Origin of the sequence: Fructobacillus papyrifericola (assembly GCF_018437235.1) — a bacterium.
GTDB classification, from domain to species: Bacteria; Bacillota; Bacilli; order Lactobacillales; family Lactobacillaceae; genus Fructobacillus; species Fructobacillus papyrifericola.
On record NZ_JAAMFJ010000001.1, the window covers coordinates 398,832 to 414,090 of the forward strand.

Here is a 15,259-nt window from a genome sequence, read left to right on the forward strand (position 1 = left end):
TTTTTAAAATCCCGGTATACTAGGGAAGTAAAGCTTTTTACATCGCTGAACAATTGTGTTTAGCGCTTTGTCCGGATCACATTCACGTAGGAGAAAAGCAGATGACATTTATGCAACAAGACCCCTTGGTCTTTTCAGGTATTGAACAGGAAGCAGCACGGCAGAATCGCACCATCGAGCTGATTGCTTCGGAAAACTTCGCTTCGGCGGCCGTCCGTGCCGCCCAGGGCTCGGTTTTGACGAACAAGTACGCCGAAGGCTACCCATATAAGCGGTACTATGGGGGAACGGAATACGTTGACGTAATCGAACAGGCGGCCATCGATCGCTTAAAGGCGCTCTTTGGGGCCGAATACGCCAATGTGCAGCCACACTCCGGTTCGCAGGCCAACGCGGCCGCTTACATGGCCTTCTTGAAGCCTGGCGACACCATTTTAGGCATGGACCTGGATGCCGGTGGCCACTTAACACACGGGGCCAAGGTGTCCTTTTCTGGCAAAGTCTACCACTCGGAAACCTACGGCCTAGATCCTGAAACCGAGCAGTTGGACTACGAGGCCATTTTGAACAAGGCCAAGGAAGTGCAGCCACAAATGATCGTAGCGGGGGCATCCGCCTATTCACGCAGTATCGACTTTAAGAAGTTTCGGGCCATCGCCGATGAAGTCGGGGCCTTCTTGATGGTTGACATGGCCCACATTGCCGGCTTGGTTGCCGCTGGCTTGCACCAAAACCCGGTGGGGATTGCTGACGTGGTGACGTCGACCACCCACAAGACCTTGCGGGGACCACGTGGTGGGGTGATTTTGTCCCAGGACCAGTACGCCAAGCAAATTAACTCGGCCATCTTCCCGGGCTCTCAGGGTGGGCCCTTGGAACACGTGATTGCGGCCAAGGCCGTGGCCTTTGGCGAGGCTTTACAGCCAAGCTTTAAGGACTACGCCAAGCAGGTGATTGCAAACGCCAAGGCCATGGTTTCGGTCTTCAACGAAGCGGAAACGATTCGAGTGGTTGCCGGTGGAACCGATAACCACCTCTTTAACTTGGATTTGACGGGAACCGGCTTGACCGGAAAGGAGGCCCAGGAATTGTTGGATTCCGTTTCAATCACGACCAACAAGGAAGCCTTGCCAAACGAACAACGCTCACCATTTGTCACTTCTGGGATCCGCATTGGAACGCCGGCCATCACGACCCGGGGCTTTGATGAAGCGGCCAGCCGTCAAGTGGCCCGTTTGATTGTTGGTGCTCTAGAAAACCCAAGGGATGAAAAAGTCTTGAAGCAAATCAAGCGTGACGCCGAAAAACTTGCCATTATTCACCCAATGCCATAAGTAAACTTATTTAATTGAAATGAAATGACAGCTATTCAATCCAAAAAACAGGTTCGGCAAGAACAAAAGGCACGTTTAAAAAGCTTTTTAGAAGAGCAGCCTGAGCGAAAGGAAGCGGAAGAAAAAGCGTTGTACGAAAAATTCTTTTCTTCTCCGGACTGGCGTTCGGCTCAGACCATTGCCCTGACGATGGCCATGCCCTTTGAAGTCGCTACAAGGCCAATTATGGAAGCGGCCTTAAAAGCGGGAAAGACCGTGCTAACCGCTCGGGTCGAAGCAGGCAAACAGTTGAGCTTTGTCCGAATCGATGAGCAGACGACTTTTCAACCGGTTGGCTCTTTCGGCCTTTTGGAACCAGTGGAAGGACCAGTTTTTGACTTGTCTCAGATTGACCTGATGCTGGTGCCCGGGCTGGCCTTTGATCAGCAGACCGGGCAGCGACTGGGCTTTGGTGGGGGTTACTACGACCGGGTGCTTGCCGACTATCCGGGGGCAACGGCCAGCTTGGCCCTTTCAGTTCAGCAGCGAGCCGGTTGGTTGGTGGATGACTTTGACCAAGCGGTGCAGACAATTATCAGTAACTAAATTTTTGACAGATGGATTCGTTCATCTGTCTTTTTTTCTTGTAAAAGCGAACAGATGTTCGTATAATTAAAGGAGCAAAAATAAGAGAAAGGACGAGCAGCATGGTTTCGAATCGATGGCAGAAAATTTATGAAGAAGAAGCGCGTCGGGTCATTTTTTTAATTGATTCTAAGAGTTTTTACGCCAGCGTGGAGTGTGTCGAGCGGGGATTGAATCCCTTAAAGGCCATGCTGGTCGTTATGTCCCACCAGGAAAACCTGAAGGGTGGGCTGGTCCTGGCCTCTTCACCAATGGCCAAGAAACGCCTGGGAATTTCCAATGTAACTAGGCAAAAGGATGTCCCGGACGACCCGAATTTGGTCAAGGCCGAGCCGCGCATGAACCTATACATTAAAAAGAACCTTGAGATTAACGCCATCTACCAGCGTTACGTGGACGAGGCGCACTTACTGCCTTATTCCATTGATGAATCAATTTTAGACGTGACGGATTTCTGGCGGCTATTTGCTGATTCACCAAAAGAGTTGGCGGAAATGATCCAAAAACAAGTGCTCAAAGAAACCGGTATCTATCTATCCGTTGGCATTGGCGACAGTCCGGTTCTAGCGAAATTAGCCTTAGACCTGGAAGGCAAGAAGGCCCGGCATCTTTTGGCCGAGTGGCACTATGAAGACGTGCCCGAAAAGCTCTGGCCGGTCACGGACTTTTCTTCGGTTTGGTCAATTGGCCGAAAAACGGCTCAGAAACTGAAGGGCTGGGGAATCGATTCGCTTGGTGACCTGGCGCGGTACAATCCCTACGTGTTAAAGCAAAAGTTAGGGATCGTTGGTGAGCAACTCTATGCCTTGGCCTGGGGGATCGACCGGTCCGATTTAGCTGAAGAAGTTCAGGTGAAGAATAAATCCTATGGGAACTCCCAAGTGCTGCCCTATAATTACCGAAACCGGGAGGAGATCCGGGTTGTCATCTTGGAAATGGCCGATCAGGTAGCGGCCCGCTTGCGGGCACACGGGGTACAGGCCGCCTTAGTTAGCCTCTACTTGGGTTATGCCGAGCAAAAGATTGACTTTGATGAGCGACACGACCGGTCAACCGGCCTACACAAGACGGTTCGAATCGAGCCAAGCAATAAGACCAAAACCATGATGGCGGTCTTAGAGGGTCTCTTTAACCGTTACTGGGACGGGCGACCAGTCCGTCACGTTGGGGTGACCATGGCGGATTTAGGAACAGAACGGATTCGACCACTGTCCCTCTTTGACGAACCGGCCGATGAAAAAGAAGAAAAGCAGGACCCGGTGGACCAGGTTGTCGATCAGTTACGACAGCGCTTTGGGGCAGCGGCGATTGTCCGCAGCCTGTCGCTTGAACACGGGGCCCGGGCGATTGAGCGGGCCGGCCTGGTGGGCGGCCACAACGGAGGCAATGCCTATGAGTAAGGACTTTTTAACTGAAGAGGAGCTCGTTGACACCGCTGCCCAGTACTTCAAGCAGGATTATCGGGAGCGGGGGAAGGTGAAGTGGAACGGCTTCTTCTTATCCGACCACACGGCTAAATTGAAGAAAAAGGCCCGCTTCCAACAGGCCAGTGAAGCCGCGGTCTGGCAGCCGAAGATGACTTTTGACGCCATTCAAGAACAGGTCCGTCTAGCCTTTGAACGACACCGAAAGCTGTGTTTTCAGGAGCGTGAGGTCGATTCAGACAACCGGATTCCACTTGAACAAGTTGGCTACGTGACGGCCTTTTATTCGGAGGGTTTTTACCTGGATGAACGCCCAATCGAATGGGAATCGGTTCGTTTTGCGGAGGTGCAGCATGATAAGTGAACAAATGACGAAAGACTTGAAAAAAGCTATTGAACCGCTCTTTAAAAGGGAAAAGAACACCCTCTACGAAGTGCACCTGGTTTACCAAGTCTTTTCAGACCAGTTGAACGTTTTCTTTGAGTGGGGCCGAATTGGCCACGCCACCACCTCGCGGCAGATTCGCAGCTTTTCCCATAGCTCACTCGAGCAGGTACAGGAGTTGCAGCAGGTACTTAGTCAGTTACTGCCAGTGACCGTTCGGCTGAATTGATGCTTGTTTTTTAACCTCTTTTGACATATTTCACATCAATGGTTAACATTTCTGAAACAAAAGACTATACTGAGTCTAAACAAAGAAAACAGGAGATGTCTTATGTCAGAAAACAACACTGTCTCAGCAAGCGTCGCAATGTTAAAAGTTTTGGAAAACTGGGGTGTCGACCACCTCTACGGTTATCCTGGGGGTTCTTTTAACTCCACGATGGCTGCATTAGCCGATGAAAAGGACCGGTTGAAGTACGTCCAAATTCGTCACGAACAGGTTGGTGCCATGGCCGCTTCGGCCGATGCCAAGCTGACCGGTAAGATTGGGGTGGCCTTTGGGTCTGCCGGACCTGGGCAACGAACTTATTGACCGGTCTTTACGATGCCCGTGAGGACCACGCGCCCGTTTTGGCCCTGGTTGGTCAAACGGGAACGGCCGTGATGAACTCGCACTTCTTCCAAGAATTCAACGAAGACCCAATTTTTGAAGACGTTTCGGTTTACTGCCGAACGGTGATGACCGCTAAGAGTCTGCCACACGTTGTTGACCAGGCCATCCGTGAAGCTTACGAGCACCGTGGCGTTGCCGTTGTCATTATTCCAAATGACTTGGGTTACGAACAGATCCCTGATTTGCACTATGGTTCACACGGACCAAGTGATGTGAAAAAGACGCCCAAAGTCCAACCAAACGATGCCGAAATCGATGAGTTTTTGGACATGGTTCAAAAGGCTAAGCGACCCGTCTTCCACGTTGGTCGTGGAATCCAAGACGGTGGCGATGCCATCATCGAATTGTCAAAGAAACTGCAGATTCCTATTGTCATGACCGGTTTGGCCAAGGGTTACATTGACGAATCCTACGAAGGGAACTTGGGCATGGCCAACCGTGCAGCTCACAAGGCGGCCGATGAAATCATGGCAAGTGCGGACTTGCTGATTACTATTGGGGCCGACTTCCCATTTGCTGATTTGATTTATCAAACCCACCAATTCAAGTTCGTTCAAGTCGATAACAACCGGGTCGAACTTGGCCGGCACCACGACTTGGACCTCGGAATCTGGTCCGATGCAACCGTCTTTGTAGAAGCGGCTTTGGCAAAGGCTGAACCCGTTAAGGAACGGCCATTCATGAAAGCCGCCATTGCGGATAATGAAAATTGGCAAGCCTACATGCAGCGTCAAGCCGATGATGAAACGGCACCAATTAAGCCAGCAGCCATTTATAAGCAAATTAACCGCATTGCTGAAAAGGATGCGATCTTCTCGATCGATGTTGGTGACAACATCATTAACGCCTTCCGCCACTTGCACGTTTCAAAGGAACAAAAGATGGTGATTTCAGCCCTCTTTGCTTCCATGGGAACCGGTCTGCCAGGGGCTTTGGCTGCTAAGATGTCCTACCCTGATCGGCAGGCCATCCAAGTCGCCGGTGACGGTGCCTTTTCAATGGTCATGCAGGATTTGATCACCGAAAAGAAGTACCAGCTGCCAATCATCAACGTGATTACGTCGAATATGACGTTGAACTTCATCAAGTCCGAACAAGACGACGTTGCTATGCACCACTCAGGCATTCACTTGGCAGACCAAAACTTTGCAAAGATTGCCGATGGCATGGGTGTTGAGGCCGTCGAAGTTCGCGATCCCGCCGACTTGGCTGCCGCTTTTGACCGGGCCGTTGAAGTTACCAAGGCCGGACGGCCATTCCTGATTGACGTCAAGATTTCAGACGAGCGGACCTTGCCCGTTGAGGAATTGCAGTTGCATCAAGAAGGGGACCACTTCGTTGAAAGCATCAACCCTAGCTACAATGCAAACCTTGACTTGCCACAGCCAAAGGGTGTTCGGGACTTTCTCGACTCATACGGCGGTCAAGACTTGAAGACTTTACCTGAATTCTTTGAAGACTATGGCATCAAGTTATAATTAATACGTTCACTTATCGAAAAGGCGCTTTCGGGCGTCTTTTTTCTGTCTGAAATCTTGCAGAAGAGCGGATAAGACGTGTATAATCAATCACAAATAAAGGAGTCATGCCATGCCAACACTCGTTTTACTGCGCCACGGACAAAGTGAATGGAACCAAGAAAACCGCTTTAACGGTTGGATTGACACAGAGCTGTCAGCGGTTGGAAAAGAACAGGCCCGCACCGCTGGCAGACTTTTGCAAGATCAGGGATTGTTCTTTCAAAAGGCCTATTCTTCGGTTCTGACCAGAACAATCATGACGGCCAACCGGCTCTTGGAAGAACTGGGCCAGTCCTATGTCAAACAGGAAAAAGTCTGGCGCTTAAACGAACGGCATTACGGCATCTTACAGGGCGAAAACAAGACGGCCATGCGGGATAAATACGGAGCCGAACAAGTCCAAACCTGGCGCCGGTCCTATTCCGTTTTACCACCGGCCGTTTCAGCCATCGCCCCCAAAGTCGTCATTGCCGGTAGGACTTATCCGGCCTTTGACGCCCGCTACAAGGTACTGCCCTTAAAGGATCTGCCAAAGTCGGAAAACATTCAAAGCACGGAAGCCCGGGTAAGGCCTTTTTACGAAGGGAGCTTGCTGCCGGAATTAAGGGCCGGCCACGACGTCTTGGTGGTCGCTCACGGAACATCGATTCGAGCACTGACTAAGTTGATTGAAGGACTGACGGCAGAAGAGGTGACCAAAGTCGAAATCCCAAACGGGGAGCCGATTCTTTACGACTTTTCGAACGATTTAACCATTCAGCAAAAAACGGTCTTAACCAAAGCGGAGAAGGACGAGTGAAAACTCGTCTTTTTTGTTTGAAAAATTAGGAGAAGAAGTTCAGAATGGGGGCGAAAGATGAAAGGAGACAGTATGGATTTTGAAAAAGTGTTGACCAATCGCCACTCCGTTCGTCAGTTTTCGGAAAAGAAAATTGACCAAATGACTCTTTTTGACCTGGTTGAAGAGGCGCAGAGCAGTCCTTCCTGGGTGAACGCTCAAGAAGTTGGGGCAGTGGTTGCCATCGGCGACCGGCTCGAACAGATGCGTGATAGGCATGCCGCCCTAAACGCGGATGAAGCTGTCAAGAGTCAGCCAATCATTCCATACCGGCCCATTCACGAGTGGCCGGAACCCGCACAAAGCAACATGAAGGGCTGGTTCCAGTCGGTCTCTGCTGCCTTGGGTGACAACGGTTCGGACCAACTGGGCAAGACGGGCAGTCAGCTCTATCAAGCTCAGGCGGTTGTTTACCTGACTTTGCCAAAGGGCTACTCCGACTGGTCCTTGGTTGACCTTGGCATTTTTGCGCAGACACTGATGCTTGCGGCAACCAACAAGGGGATTGGTTCCATTCCTGCCTACCAGTACGTGCAGTACCCAGAGCAGTTGGCCGAAGCACTCGAACTGCCAATCGACCGCGTGCCAATTCTGGGTATCGGCCTGGGTTATTTCGATGAAAAAGTCCCACTGAACCAAATCCGAAGCCAGCGGATGCGCAAAGAAGACATTTTGACCATCAAGGACTAGGTCTTAACAGACGTTTCGTACTTTGTTAAAATACAAGTAGAGCAAAGGAAAGGATGGTGTCATTCATGGCAAAGGTATTAGTGATCGGTGCCCATGGTAAAGTCGGCCACTTGGCCGCTTTGGACTTGGTTGAGGCCGGCGATACAGTTTATGCTGGTTTCCGTAGTCCCAATCAATTTGAGGATCTAGAAACAAAGGATCGGCTGAACCCGGTTCTCTTCGATTTGACGATGTCTGCTGAGGACATGGTGAAGATCTTGACGGATTATCAGATTGATCAAGTCGTCTTTTCCGCCGGTGCCGGTGGGAAGGGTGGTGCCGAACGAACAACCGAAGTCGACTTGGATGGTGCTGTGAAAGCCATGGAAGCCGCCGAAAAGACTGGTGTGAAACAGTTTGTCATGGTTTCGGCAGCCGGTGCCGATAACCGGGTCATTTGGAAAAAGTCCGGCATCTACACTTACTTCATGATGAAGCACTATGCTGACCGCTTCTTGCAGCAATCGAACCTGCCTTACACAATCCTGCGGCCAACCACGCTGAGTGATTCAGCTGGAACAGGTCGCTTGCAATTGATTGAAGATGGCCAGGCGGGCGCTTCCTCTGTTAGCCGAGCAGACGTCGCCCAGGCGATTGTCACAAGCTTGCACAACCCCAAAGCCCTTAATCGCGTAATTGAATTTACGTCCGGTGACGAGCCAATTAAGACCGTTTTTGAAAAACTTGATTAAATAGTAAAAAAAGAAGGACCCAATCGGTCCTTCTTTTTTTACTGCAGGAGTGTTTTTAGTTCGTTTAATGAGTGCACAATTTTGGTTGGCTTTAAATCGGCAGGGAGGGGCTGCTTTTGTAAGTTGACCCAGATGGTTTCAATTCCTGCGTTTTGACCACCTAAGATATCGGAGTTCAAGCCATCCCCAATCATAATCGTTTGCTCTTTTTGCATCTTTGGTCGGGCAGCAAAGATTTTCTCGAAGAAACGGGCATCGGGCTTGGCGATTCCGAGACTTTCCGAGGTGAAGACTTGGTCAAAATAGGGCATTAGGCGAGTTTCCTTTAAACGCCGCAGCTGGGTTTCTTCTTGTCCGTTGGTACCGGCTAAAATTGTGTAACGGCCTGAGAGACTTTGGAGGAGGTCCTTTGCGCCATCAATCATCCGGTAATTGTGATCGCGCAAGAAGGCGTATTCCTCTTCCATCAACTGGGCATCGACTTGGTCGGCCAAATCAAGGGCAGCCAGGGTTTCTGGAAAGCGTTTTTCGAAGATTTCAGTACGGTCAATCGTCTTTTCTTCATATTGGTGCCAGAGCTTTTGATTAATGTCTTGGTAGGTGAGAAGGGCCTTCTCAAGTGCCTGACCCGAAAGCTTGGCGTGCTTTTCAAAGAGGGCGCGAATGTCTTGTACTTCACCGCCGCGAAAGTCTAAAAGCGTATCGTCCAAATCAAAGATTAAGGTGTTGATTGCCATGCTGTCCTCCATTAATTTGCAAAGAATGCTTCAATTATAGCAGGTGCGAGTCTCAGACAAAAGAAGTCCTTTGCTCTTTTAATAAAGAGCTTGAATTGCGCGGATAAGAGGTGTTTAATATAATTCGTTGCTAAAATAAACACAAAGTCTGGATAACGAATGAAAATCAAACAAACTCAAGTTCGAGGAATCCTGTTAGTCTTGGTCCTCTCGGCCTTCTCACAATTTCTGGCCCAATATCTCCCACAAGTCGGAGCAGAAGGCATCGCCATGCTGCTCGGCATTTTACTGGGTAACCTGTTCTTCACAGCTGATCAGTACGCGGCCGGTGTTAAGTGGTCGGAAAAGTATCCAATCGAAATCGGCATTGCCTTGCTTGGTTCGACGCTGACTTTTCAAACGATTGGCCAATTAGGCATTCAAGGCGTCCTCTTTATTATCTGTAATATGGTCTTGGTCATTGGATCAGTCTTTCTACTGGGCCGCTACGTCTTCCACGTCTCCTTGAAGGAAAGCATGCTGATGGGGGCTGGAAACGCTGTTTGTGGCTCCTCAGCCATTGCTGCGGTGGCTCCTGCCATTCAGGCGAAGGATGATGATCGGCGAACAGCCGTCGCCACGGTTTCGTTGACGGGTATGCTGCTCTTACTGACCTTGCCGGCTCTGAGCCACTTGGTCTTTGGTTCCCATAACTTACTGATTGGGGCCTTGGTCGGTAGCACGGTCCAATCCGTGGGCCAGGTTGTTGGAACGGCAGCCCTAATCAACCCAACGGTCGTGACTTTTGCCACGCTCTTTAAGCTCCTACGGCTGATGCTTCTAGTGGTAGTCGTGCTTTCCTTTGCCACGATTGCTAAAAAGTCAGCGGGAGAAACCGTTGTTGAAGAAGAAAAGAAGGCGAAGTTGACCCTCTTACCCTGGTACCTGATTGCCTTCGTGCTCTTGCTCGTCTTGAATTCGTTGACGACTTTGCCAGCAGTGGTCCACGAAGTCGCGCATCAGATTGCTTCCTTCTTCGGTGTTGTCAACCTGGCTGCCATTGGTTTGAACCTGAAGTGGTCGGTTATCAAAAAATCCGGTGTCAAATTCCTGTCCTTTGGCTTTTTAGTTGGCTTGCTCCAAGTGCTCTTAGCTATTTTGCTAATCAAGCTCTTCTTGTAAGTTCATTAGCAAAGTGACTGACACGGTCATTACAAATGAAACATGAAGTAGAAGAATTAAAAAGGACGGTTAGCCTTAGTAAATGAGACTTAACCGTCCTTTTTTCTTTGTTCATTTTAGAAGTTGTCGAAATTTGAACGTAATATATAACACGTAATATAACAGCTGTGATGAAACGGAAAGGAAAGTCTTTTGCTGTCAATGGGGTTTTGGCCCTGCTGGTGCTAATCTGAATATAGCAAGTAACCGAGAACAAACTTCTCTACCGAAACAATTTTAGAAAGAATGGCATCAATGATTAAATTCTTACCTGAAATTCTAGCTGGTACCTTTGTCGTTTTCATCGCGACTTTTGTTTCCTCTTACTATGGATTTACCCCCAGCAACTGGTTGGCCAGCATTACGGCAGAAGTCGTTTTCTTCCGTCTCGTTTATCTGGGTACGCACTTTCTCTTCACTTGGAAGAAGCGTGCTCGTCACGTCTAAAAAATAAGCAAAAAGGCCAAGCCTGTTCTCAGCGAGCAGCTTGGCCTTTTTTTAATGAAACGCATCTTCACTTTTGGACTTTTCCAAGGGCAAAACGAGCAATGGGTGCAACGATCACGAGTTGTAAGGGAAGGGCAACAACCAAGTTTAACAGCCAGGCTGTTGGATAGTCGCTCAGGGGCTTACCGTTAATGACCAGTCCAAAAACGGACATCAGGCTGACCATTCCGGCCACCATAAGCAGTGAAATGGTGATGGGGATCCGGAGGCCCTCCTTGCTTTTAAAGCGTGGAATGATGACTTTGAAAGCCAGTGCCTTTGCAAGCGGGCCAACCAATAGACCGTCTAGCAGCATGGCCACAACCAGGGCAATCGGGTAGCCAAACAAAATTTCTGACCAGAAGTTTTCCTGGTATCCCTCTGCTAGGTAAACGTTATAAATGGACATTCCCAAAACCATGAGGCCGGCCATAATCAACATGAAAAACAGTTCTTCTTTTAAATTACGTGGCATTTTTTCTCCTTTTATCATGCTTTTTAAACTTAGCACAGAAAAAAATTCTTCGTAAGTTACAAATTGTTACATTTTCACCATTTAAAAAATGCTGGGAAGGGGCTTTGTGGTAAAATTGTCCTTGAAAATAGCAAAAAAGCTAGGAGAAGAGGCAAGAATATGAAGTTACTAGTCATCCAGGGGCATCCTGACGCCCAATCCTTCACGCACGCCAATGCCGAAAATTACATTGAGGCAGCCAAGGCTGCTGGCCACGAAGTGCAGGTCATCGACTTGGCCAAGGAAGACTTTGATCCCATTTTGGCCTATGGTTACCGCCAGCATATGGAGGATGAGAGTCAACCAAAGCACTATCAGGAACTGATTAAAGAGGCCGATGAATTGGCCATCTTCTATCCAGTTTGGTGGGCGGCGGAACCAGCCATCTTGAAAGGGTTCTTCGACCGGACCTTCACCCCTGGCTTTGCTTATCACTACGAATCACCCACGAAGATTCAGCACCTGTTGAAGGGAAAGACGGCCAAGCTCTTTGTTACTAGTCGTGGACCAGCCTGGTACACCAAGTCCATCTTTGGATCAGCCGTTTACCGGATGAAAAGCTTGGTTCTTGGCTTTGCCGGCATTAAAGTTAAAAAGACCCTTGTTTTGGGGAACATGAACACCAAAAAAGACGTCCTGGAAAATCGTCAGGCCTTTATCGAAGATTGCGCCAAGGAAGTGTAAGCAAAAAAACCGACCAGACTGGTCGGTTTTTTTCGTTTAGTTTTTTTCTAGCGAAAGGCTGCCCATAAGGAGCTGCAGGACTTTGGCCAGGCAGTAGGAAAGGGTGGCGGTAAAGGCGATGGTGATGGAAATGCCTAAGAATTGCTGGAAAAGAAGTTGCCACTGACCATCAATCAGTCCCTTTGCAGGCGAACCAAAGGACGGACTGGCAAAGACACCGGTCAAAAGAGCCCCGAAGATGCCACCCACGCCGTGGATACCAAAGGCATCGAGGGTATCCTGGTAGCCAAAATAATCCTTTAACTTGGTGATCGACCAGAAAATTAAGGGAGCTGCTAAGAGCCCAAAGAAAACGGCAGCCAGGGGACTGACAAAGCCAGCCGCTGGTGTAATGGCCACCAATCCAGCCAAGGCGCCATTAAAGAGATCGGCCATTTGAAGACGGCGTTTTTGACGTTCAACGATGCATGCGTAGGCAATTAAGCCAGTCGCAGAGGCCAAAGCCGTGTTCAGGATTGCTAAGGCTGCCTGTCCGTTGGCTGCCAGGGCTGAGCCCCCGTTAAAGCCAAACCAGCCCAGCCAGAGTAGCAGACCCCCGACAAAGGTGTAAGCATCTTTTGGCGCAAGTCGGACAGCCTCTTTTCCTTTACCAATCAAAATAGCCAAGGTTAGCCCGGTTATCCCAGAAGAAATGTGGACGACTGTTCCACCGGCAAAGTCGATGGCGCCCAGCTTCGCAATGAGGCCGTTGTTCCAAACCATTCGGGCCAGGGGAGCATAAACTAGCAAAAGCCAGCCAGTCAAAAAGATCAGTAAGGCCTTGGTCTTCATCCGGCCGATGACAGAACCCGTAATAATCAGGACGGTGATGATGGCAAAGGTTCCCTGGAAAAAGGCAAAGCTGGCATCCGAGATCGTGAGACCACGAGTTGATTGTGAAAGAGAAAGTCCCTTTAGACAAACTAGGGAAAGGAGGCTATGAAGACTGGTTTTGCTTGAAAAGGCCAGGGCGTAGCCAAGCAGAAACCAAAGAAGGGGGACCAGTGCGATGATGAGCAGACCGACTTTTAACATGTAGGTCCGGTTTTCTTCTTCACCAATCCCGGAGTAAAAGAGGGCCAGGCCCGGAGACATCAGCCAGACTAAGAGGGCGGACAGGAGTATAAACGCGGTATCGCCAGTATTCATCAAAAATCCTTTCATATTCCAAACGGTAATTTTCTTAAGTTTAGGGCGACCAGGGGCAGCTGGCGTAAAATTCGGAAAGTTTGCTGACATGGGAGCGAGTGAAAAATTGGGATTTTCTAATAAAAAAATCTTTTTAAAGACTGTTCTCACGGCTTTTCTTGCTATAATAAAAGAAAAACATTTGAGGAAATGAAAATGGCAAAGTGGCAGCGTATTGTTGTAAAAGTTGGGACGAGTACGATCGTCGATCAGACTGGCAAAGTCAACTACCCGGTGATCAATCGTTTGGCGCAGGTGCTGACTGCTCTGTCAAAGGAGGGCCGCGAAGTTCTCTTTGTCACGTCTGGTGCCATCGGGGTGGCCATTGATCAGATGAACTTAGACAAGCGGCCAAGCGAGATTCCTGCTCAACAAGCCTTAGCCGCCATCGGCCAGGGCTACCTCATGTCCATTTACAACCAAAGTTTTGCCTTTTATAAGCAAACCGTGGGCCAAGTACTGTTAACCTACGACGTCTTTGAAACCCCCGGGATGCTCGGGCACACAAAAGAAGCCATCCAGGAGCTCTTTTCGCAAGGCGTAATCCCAATCGTAAACGAAAACGACGTGATTGCCGTGGATGAATTGGATCACCAGCATTCCTTTGGTGACAACGACCGTCTAGCAGCCCTAGTGGCAAAAGAAATCGACGCTGATTTGATCATTCTTTCAGACGTGGATGCACTCTATACAGCCAATCCAAACATTGATCCGACGGCTAAACCCATTCACCAAGTGACAACCATCAGCGATGAACTTCGGTTAGCCGCCACCGGCGCCACTTCTGGACTGGGAACCGGCGGCATGACAACAAAGTTGGCGGCAGCCGAGTTAACCATGCAAGAAGGGCACCAGATGGCCCTGATCAACGGATCAAACCCTGACAATATTCTTGCAGTCATTCATGGCAAAGCAGTCGGAACACACTTTCAAGGTGAAACAAAATGACAAAAATTGATGAAATGGGCGCTCGTGCTAAAGAAGCCAGCCAAGAAGTGGCGGCTCTCAGCCTTGAAAAGCGCAACGCGGTTTTGAAGCAAATCGCCCGTTTACTAGAAGAAGAACACGCTTCGATCGAATCCGCCAATCAAAAAGATTTAGCCACGGCGGGGGACCTGACTGGCCCCATGCAAAAGCGCTTAACGATTAATGCGTCGGTGTTAAAGGGCATCAGTTCGTCTTTGTTTTCTTTAATCGATTTAAAGGATCCACTAGCCGGTCCTTATCCGTCCTGGGTTCATGAAACAGGCTTTAAGATTGTTAAAAAGACGGTGCCACTGGGTGTCGTGGCCATGGTTTACGAAGCCCGGCCAAATGTGACGGTTGATGCCGCGGCCCTGGCTATTAAGTCCGGAAACGCCGTCATTTTACGTGGTGGCAAAGAGGCGATTCAAACAAACATCGCCCTGGCGACCCTTATCCAAAAAGCACTGGAACAAGAGGGACTGAATCCGGCCATTGTACAGCTGATTGAAGACACGTCTCATGACAGCGTCAACGAACTATTAGGCTTAAGAAAGTACGTGGACGTACTAATCCCGCGGGGTTCTAAAGGCTTTATTGACTTTGTTGTCGAAAATGCCAAAGTCCCGGTCATTGAAACCGGTGCGGGTAATACGCACATATTTGTCGACGAATCAGCTGATCAAGAAGAGGCGCTCACGGTCATCGTGAACGCCAAAACATCCAAGCCAGCCGTCTGCAATGCCGCCGAAAAGTTGCTGGTTCATGAAGCCATTGCGGCTGACTTTTTGCCAAAGGTCGTCGCAGCCTTGATGGAAAAGGGCGTTGAAATCCGTGGCGATCAGGCGGTGCAAGCCATTGATTCACGGGTGGAAGCGGCCACTGATCCTGATTGGGAGACGGAATATAACGATCTAATCATGGCCATTCATATTGTTAAGGATGTTGACCAAGCAATTGACTGGATCAACACCTACACGACTCATCATTCAGAAACCATTCTTTCTGAAAACGCTGCAAACGTGGCTAAATTCATGCAGCAGGTCGATGCCGCCGTCGTCTATCAAAACGTTTCCTCACGCTTCACGGACGGCTTTGAATTTGGCTTTGGTGCCGAAATCGGCATTTCAACTCAGAAGCTGCACGCAAGAGGCCCAATGGGCTTACCAGCCTTAACGACCATTAAATACGAGGTCTTTGGTGAGGGACAGGTGCGGAATTAAGGAGGC

Annotated in this window: 16 protein-coding genes and 1 pseudogene; 14 read left to right on the forward strand and 3 right to left on the reverse strand. The window is 49.4% G+C overall.

Features of this window, described 5'->3' with window-relative positions; translation table 11 throughout:
• The first annotated feature begins 101 nt into the window (after nt 1-101).
• From glyA to G6R28_RS01875, 9 genes and pseudogenes are all read left to right on the forward strand, one after another.
• Nucleotides 102-1,334 carry a serine hydroxymethyltransferase gene (gene glyA, locus G6R28_RS01835; protein ID WP_213792539.1) on the forward strand — a complete coding sequence of 411 codons (1,233 nt, stop codon included), beginning with the start codon at nt 102-104 and terminating at the stop codon, nt 1,332-1,334.
• 24 nt (nt 1,335-1,358) lie between these two features.
• Nucleotides 1,359-1,919 carry a 5-formyltetrahydrofolate cyclo-ligase gene (locus tag G6R28_RS01840; RefSeq protein WP_213792540.1) on the forward strand — a complete coding sequence of 187 codons (561 nt, stop codon included), beginning with the start codon at nt 1,359-1,361 and terminating at the stop codon, nt 1,917-1,919.
• Nucleotides 1,920-2,020: 101 nt separating this feature from the next.
• Complete coding sequence (locus tag G6R28_RS01845) at nt 2,021-3,358, forward strand: Y-family DNA polymerase (protein ID WP_213792541.1); 1,338 nt, start codon at nt 2,021-2,023, stop codon at nt 3,356-3,358.
• A complete protein-coding gene (locus G6R28_RS01850) occupies nt 3,351-3,746 on the forward strand; it encodes a hypothetical protein (protein ID WP_213792848.1) in 396 nt (131 codons plus the stop codon). The genes G6R28_RS01845 and G6R28_RS01850 overlap by 8 nt, the downstream gene beginning before the upstream one ends.
• On the forward strand, nt 3,736-3,996 hold the full coding sequence (locus G6R28_RS01855; RefSeq protein ID WP_213792542.1) for a hypothetical protein: 261 nt from the start codon (nt 3,736-3,738) through the stop codon (nt 3,994-3,996). Before G6R28_RS01850 ends, G6R28_RS01855 begins: the two co-directional genes overlap by 11 nt.
• A gap of 102 nt (nt 3,997-4,098) precedes the next feature.
• A pseudogene (spxB, locus tag G6R28_RS01860) lies at nt 4,099-5,918 on the forward strand (pyruvate oxidase).
• Between the two features lie 112 nt (nt 5,919-6,030).
• Nucleotides 6,031-6,759: a 2,3-bisphosphoglycerate-dependent phosphoglycerate mutase gene (locus G6R28_RS01865; RefSeq protein WP_213792543.1), complete on the forward strand. Its 729-nt coding sequence runs from the start codon at nt 6,031-6,033 to the stop codon at nt 6,757-6,759.
• A gap of 72 nt (nt 6,760-6,831) precedes the next feature.
• A complete protein-coding gene (locus G6R28_RS01870; protein ID WP_213792544.1) occupies nt 6,832-7,488 on the forward strand; it encodes a nitroreductase family protein in 657 nt (218 codons plus the stop codon).
• Nucleotides 7,489-7,553: 65 nt separating this feature from the next.
• Nucleotides 7,554-8,219, forward strand: a complete 666-nt coding sequence (locus G6R28_RS01875; protein WP_213792545.1) for an SDR family oxidoreductase — start codon at nt 7,554-7,556, stop codon at nt 8,217-8,219.
• A gap of 38 nt (nt 8,220-8,257) precedes the next feature.
• Here G6R28_RS01875 and G6R28_RS01880 read toward each other — a convergent pair whose 3' ends face one another.
• Nucleotides 8,258-8,956: a YjjG family noncanonical pyrimidine nucleotidase gene (locus tag G6R28_RS01880; RefSeq protein ID WP_213792546.1), complete on the reverse strand. Its 699-nt coding sequence runs from the start codon at nt 8,954-8,956 to the stop codon at nt 8,258-8,260.
• Nucleotides 8,957-9,115: 159 nt separating this feature from the next.
• Between G6R28_RS01880 and G6R28_RS01885 the strand changes: the two genes are divergently transcribed.
• Both G6R28_RS01885 and G6R28_RS01890 read left to right on the forward strand, forming a co-directional pair.
• Nucleotides 9,116-10,117 carry a YeiH family protein gene (locus tag G6R28_RS01885; RefSeq protein WP_213792547.1) on the forward strand — a complete coding sequence of 334 codons (1,002 nt, stop codon included), beginning with the start codon at nt 9,116-9,118 and terminating at the stop codon, nt 10,115-10,117.
• Between the two features lie 294 nt (nt 10,118-10,411).
• Complete coding sequence (locus G6R28_RS01890) at nt 10,412-10,603, forward strand: hypothetical protein (protein ID WP_213792548.1); 192 nt, start codon at nt 10,412-10,414, stop codon at nt 10,601-10,603.
• Between the two features lie 67 nt (nt 10,604-10,670).
• Here the strand turns inward: G6R28_RS01890 and G6R28_RS01895 are convergent, their stop codons facing one another.
• A complete protein-coding gene (locus tag G6R28_RS01895) occupies nt 10,671-11,117 on the reverse strand; it encodes a DUF2798 domain-containing protein (protein ID WP_213792549.1) in 447 nt (148 codons plus the stop codon).
• Between the two features lie 159 nt (nt 11,118-11,276).
• Between G6R28_RS01895 and G6R28_RS01900 the strand changes: the two genes are divergently transcribed.
• Nucleotides 11,277-11,840, forward strand: a complete 564-nt coding sequence (locus G6R28_RS01900; RefSeq protein WP_213792550.1) for an NAD(P)H-dependent oxidoreductase — start codon at nt 11,277-11,279, stop codon at nt 11,838-11,840.
• Between the two features lie 36 nt (nt 11,841-11,876).
• Here G6R28_RS01900 and G6R28_RS01905 read toward each other — a convergent pair whose 3' ends face one another.
• Nucleotides 11,877-13,028, reverse strand: coding sequence for an ammonium transporter (locus tag G6R28_RS01905; protein ID WP_213792551.1), 1,152 nt, complete (start codon nt 13,026-13,028; stop codon nt 11,877-11,879).
• 195 nt (nt 13,029-13,223) lie between these two features.
• On the opposite strand from G6R28_RS01905, the gene proB reads away from it, so the two are divergent.
• The gene (gene proB / locus G6R28_RS01910) at nt 13,224-14,015 is read left to right on the forward strand and encodes a glutamate 5-kinase (RefSeq protein WP_213792552.1); all 792 of its coding nucleotides are present in this window, start codon (nt 13,224-13,226) and stop codon (nt 14,013-14,015) included.
• Nucleotides 14,012-15,253: a glutamate-5-semialdehyde dehydrogenase gene (locus G6R28_RS01915; RefSeq protein WP_213792553.1), complete on the forward strand. Its 1,242-nt coding sequence runs from the start codon at nt 14,012-14,014 to the stop codon at nt 15,251-15,253. The genes proB and G6R28_RS01915 overlap by 4 nt, the downstream gene beginning before the upstream one ends.
• Nucleotides 15,254-15,259: the final 6 nt, after the last annotated feature.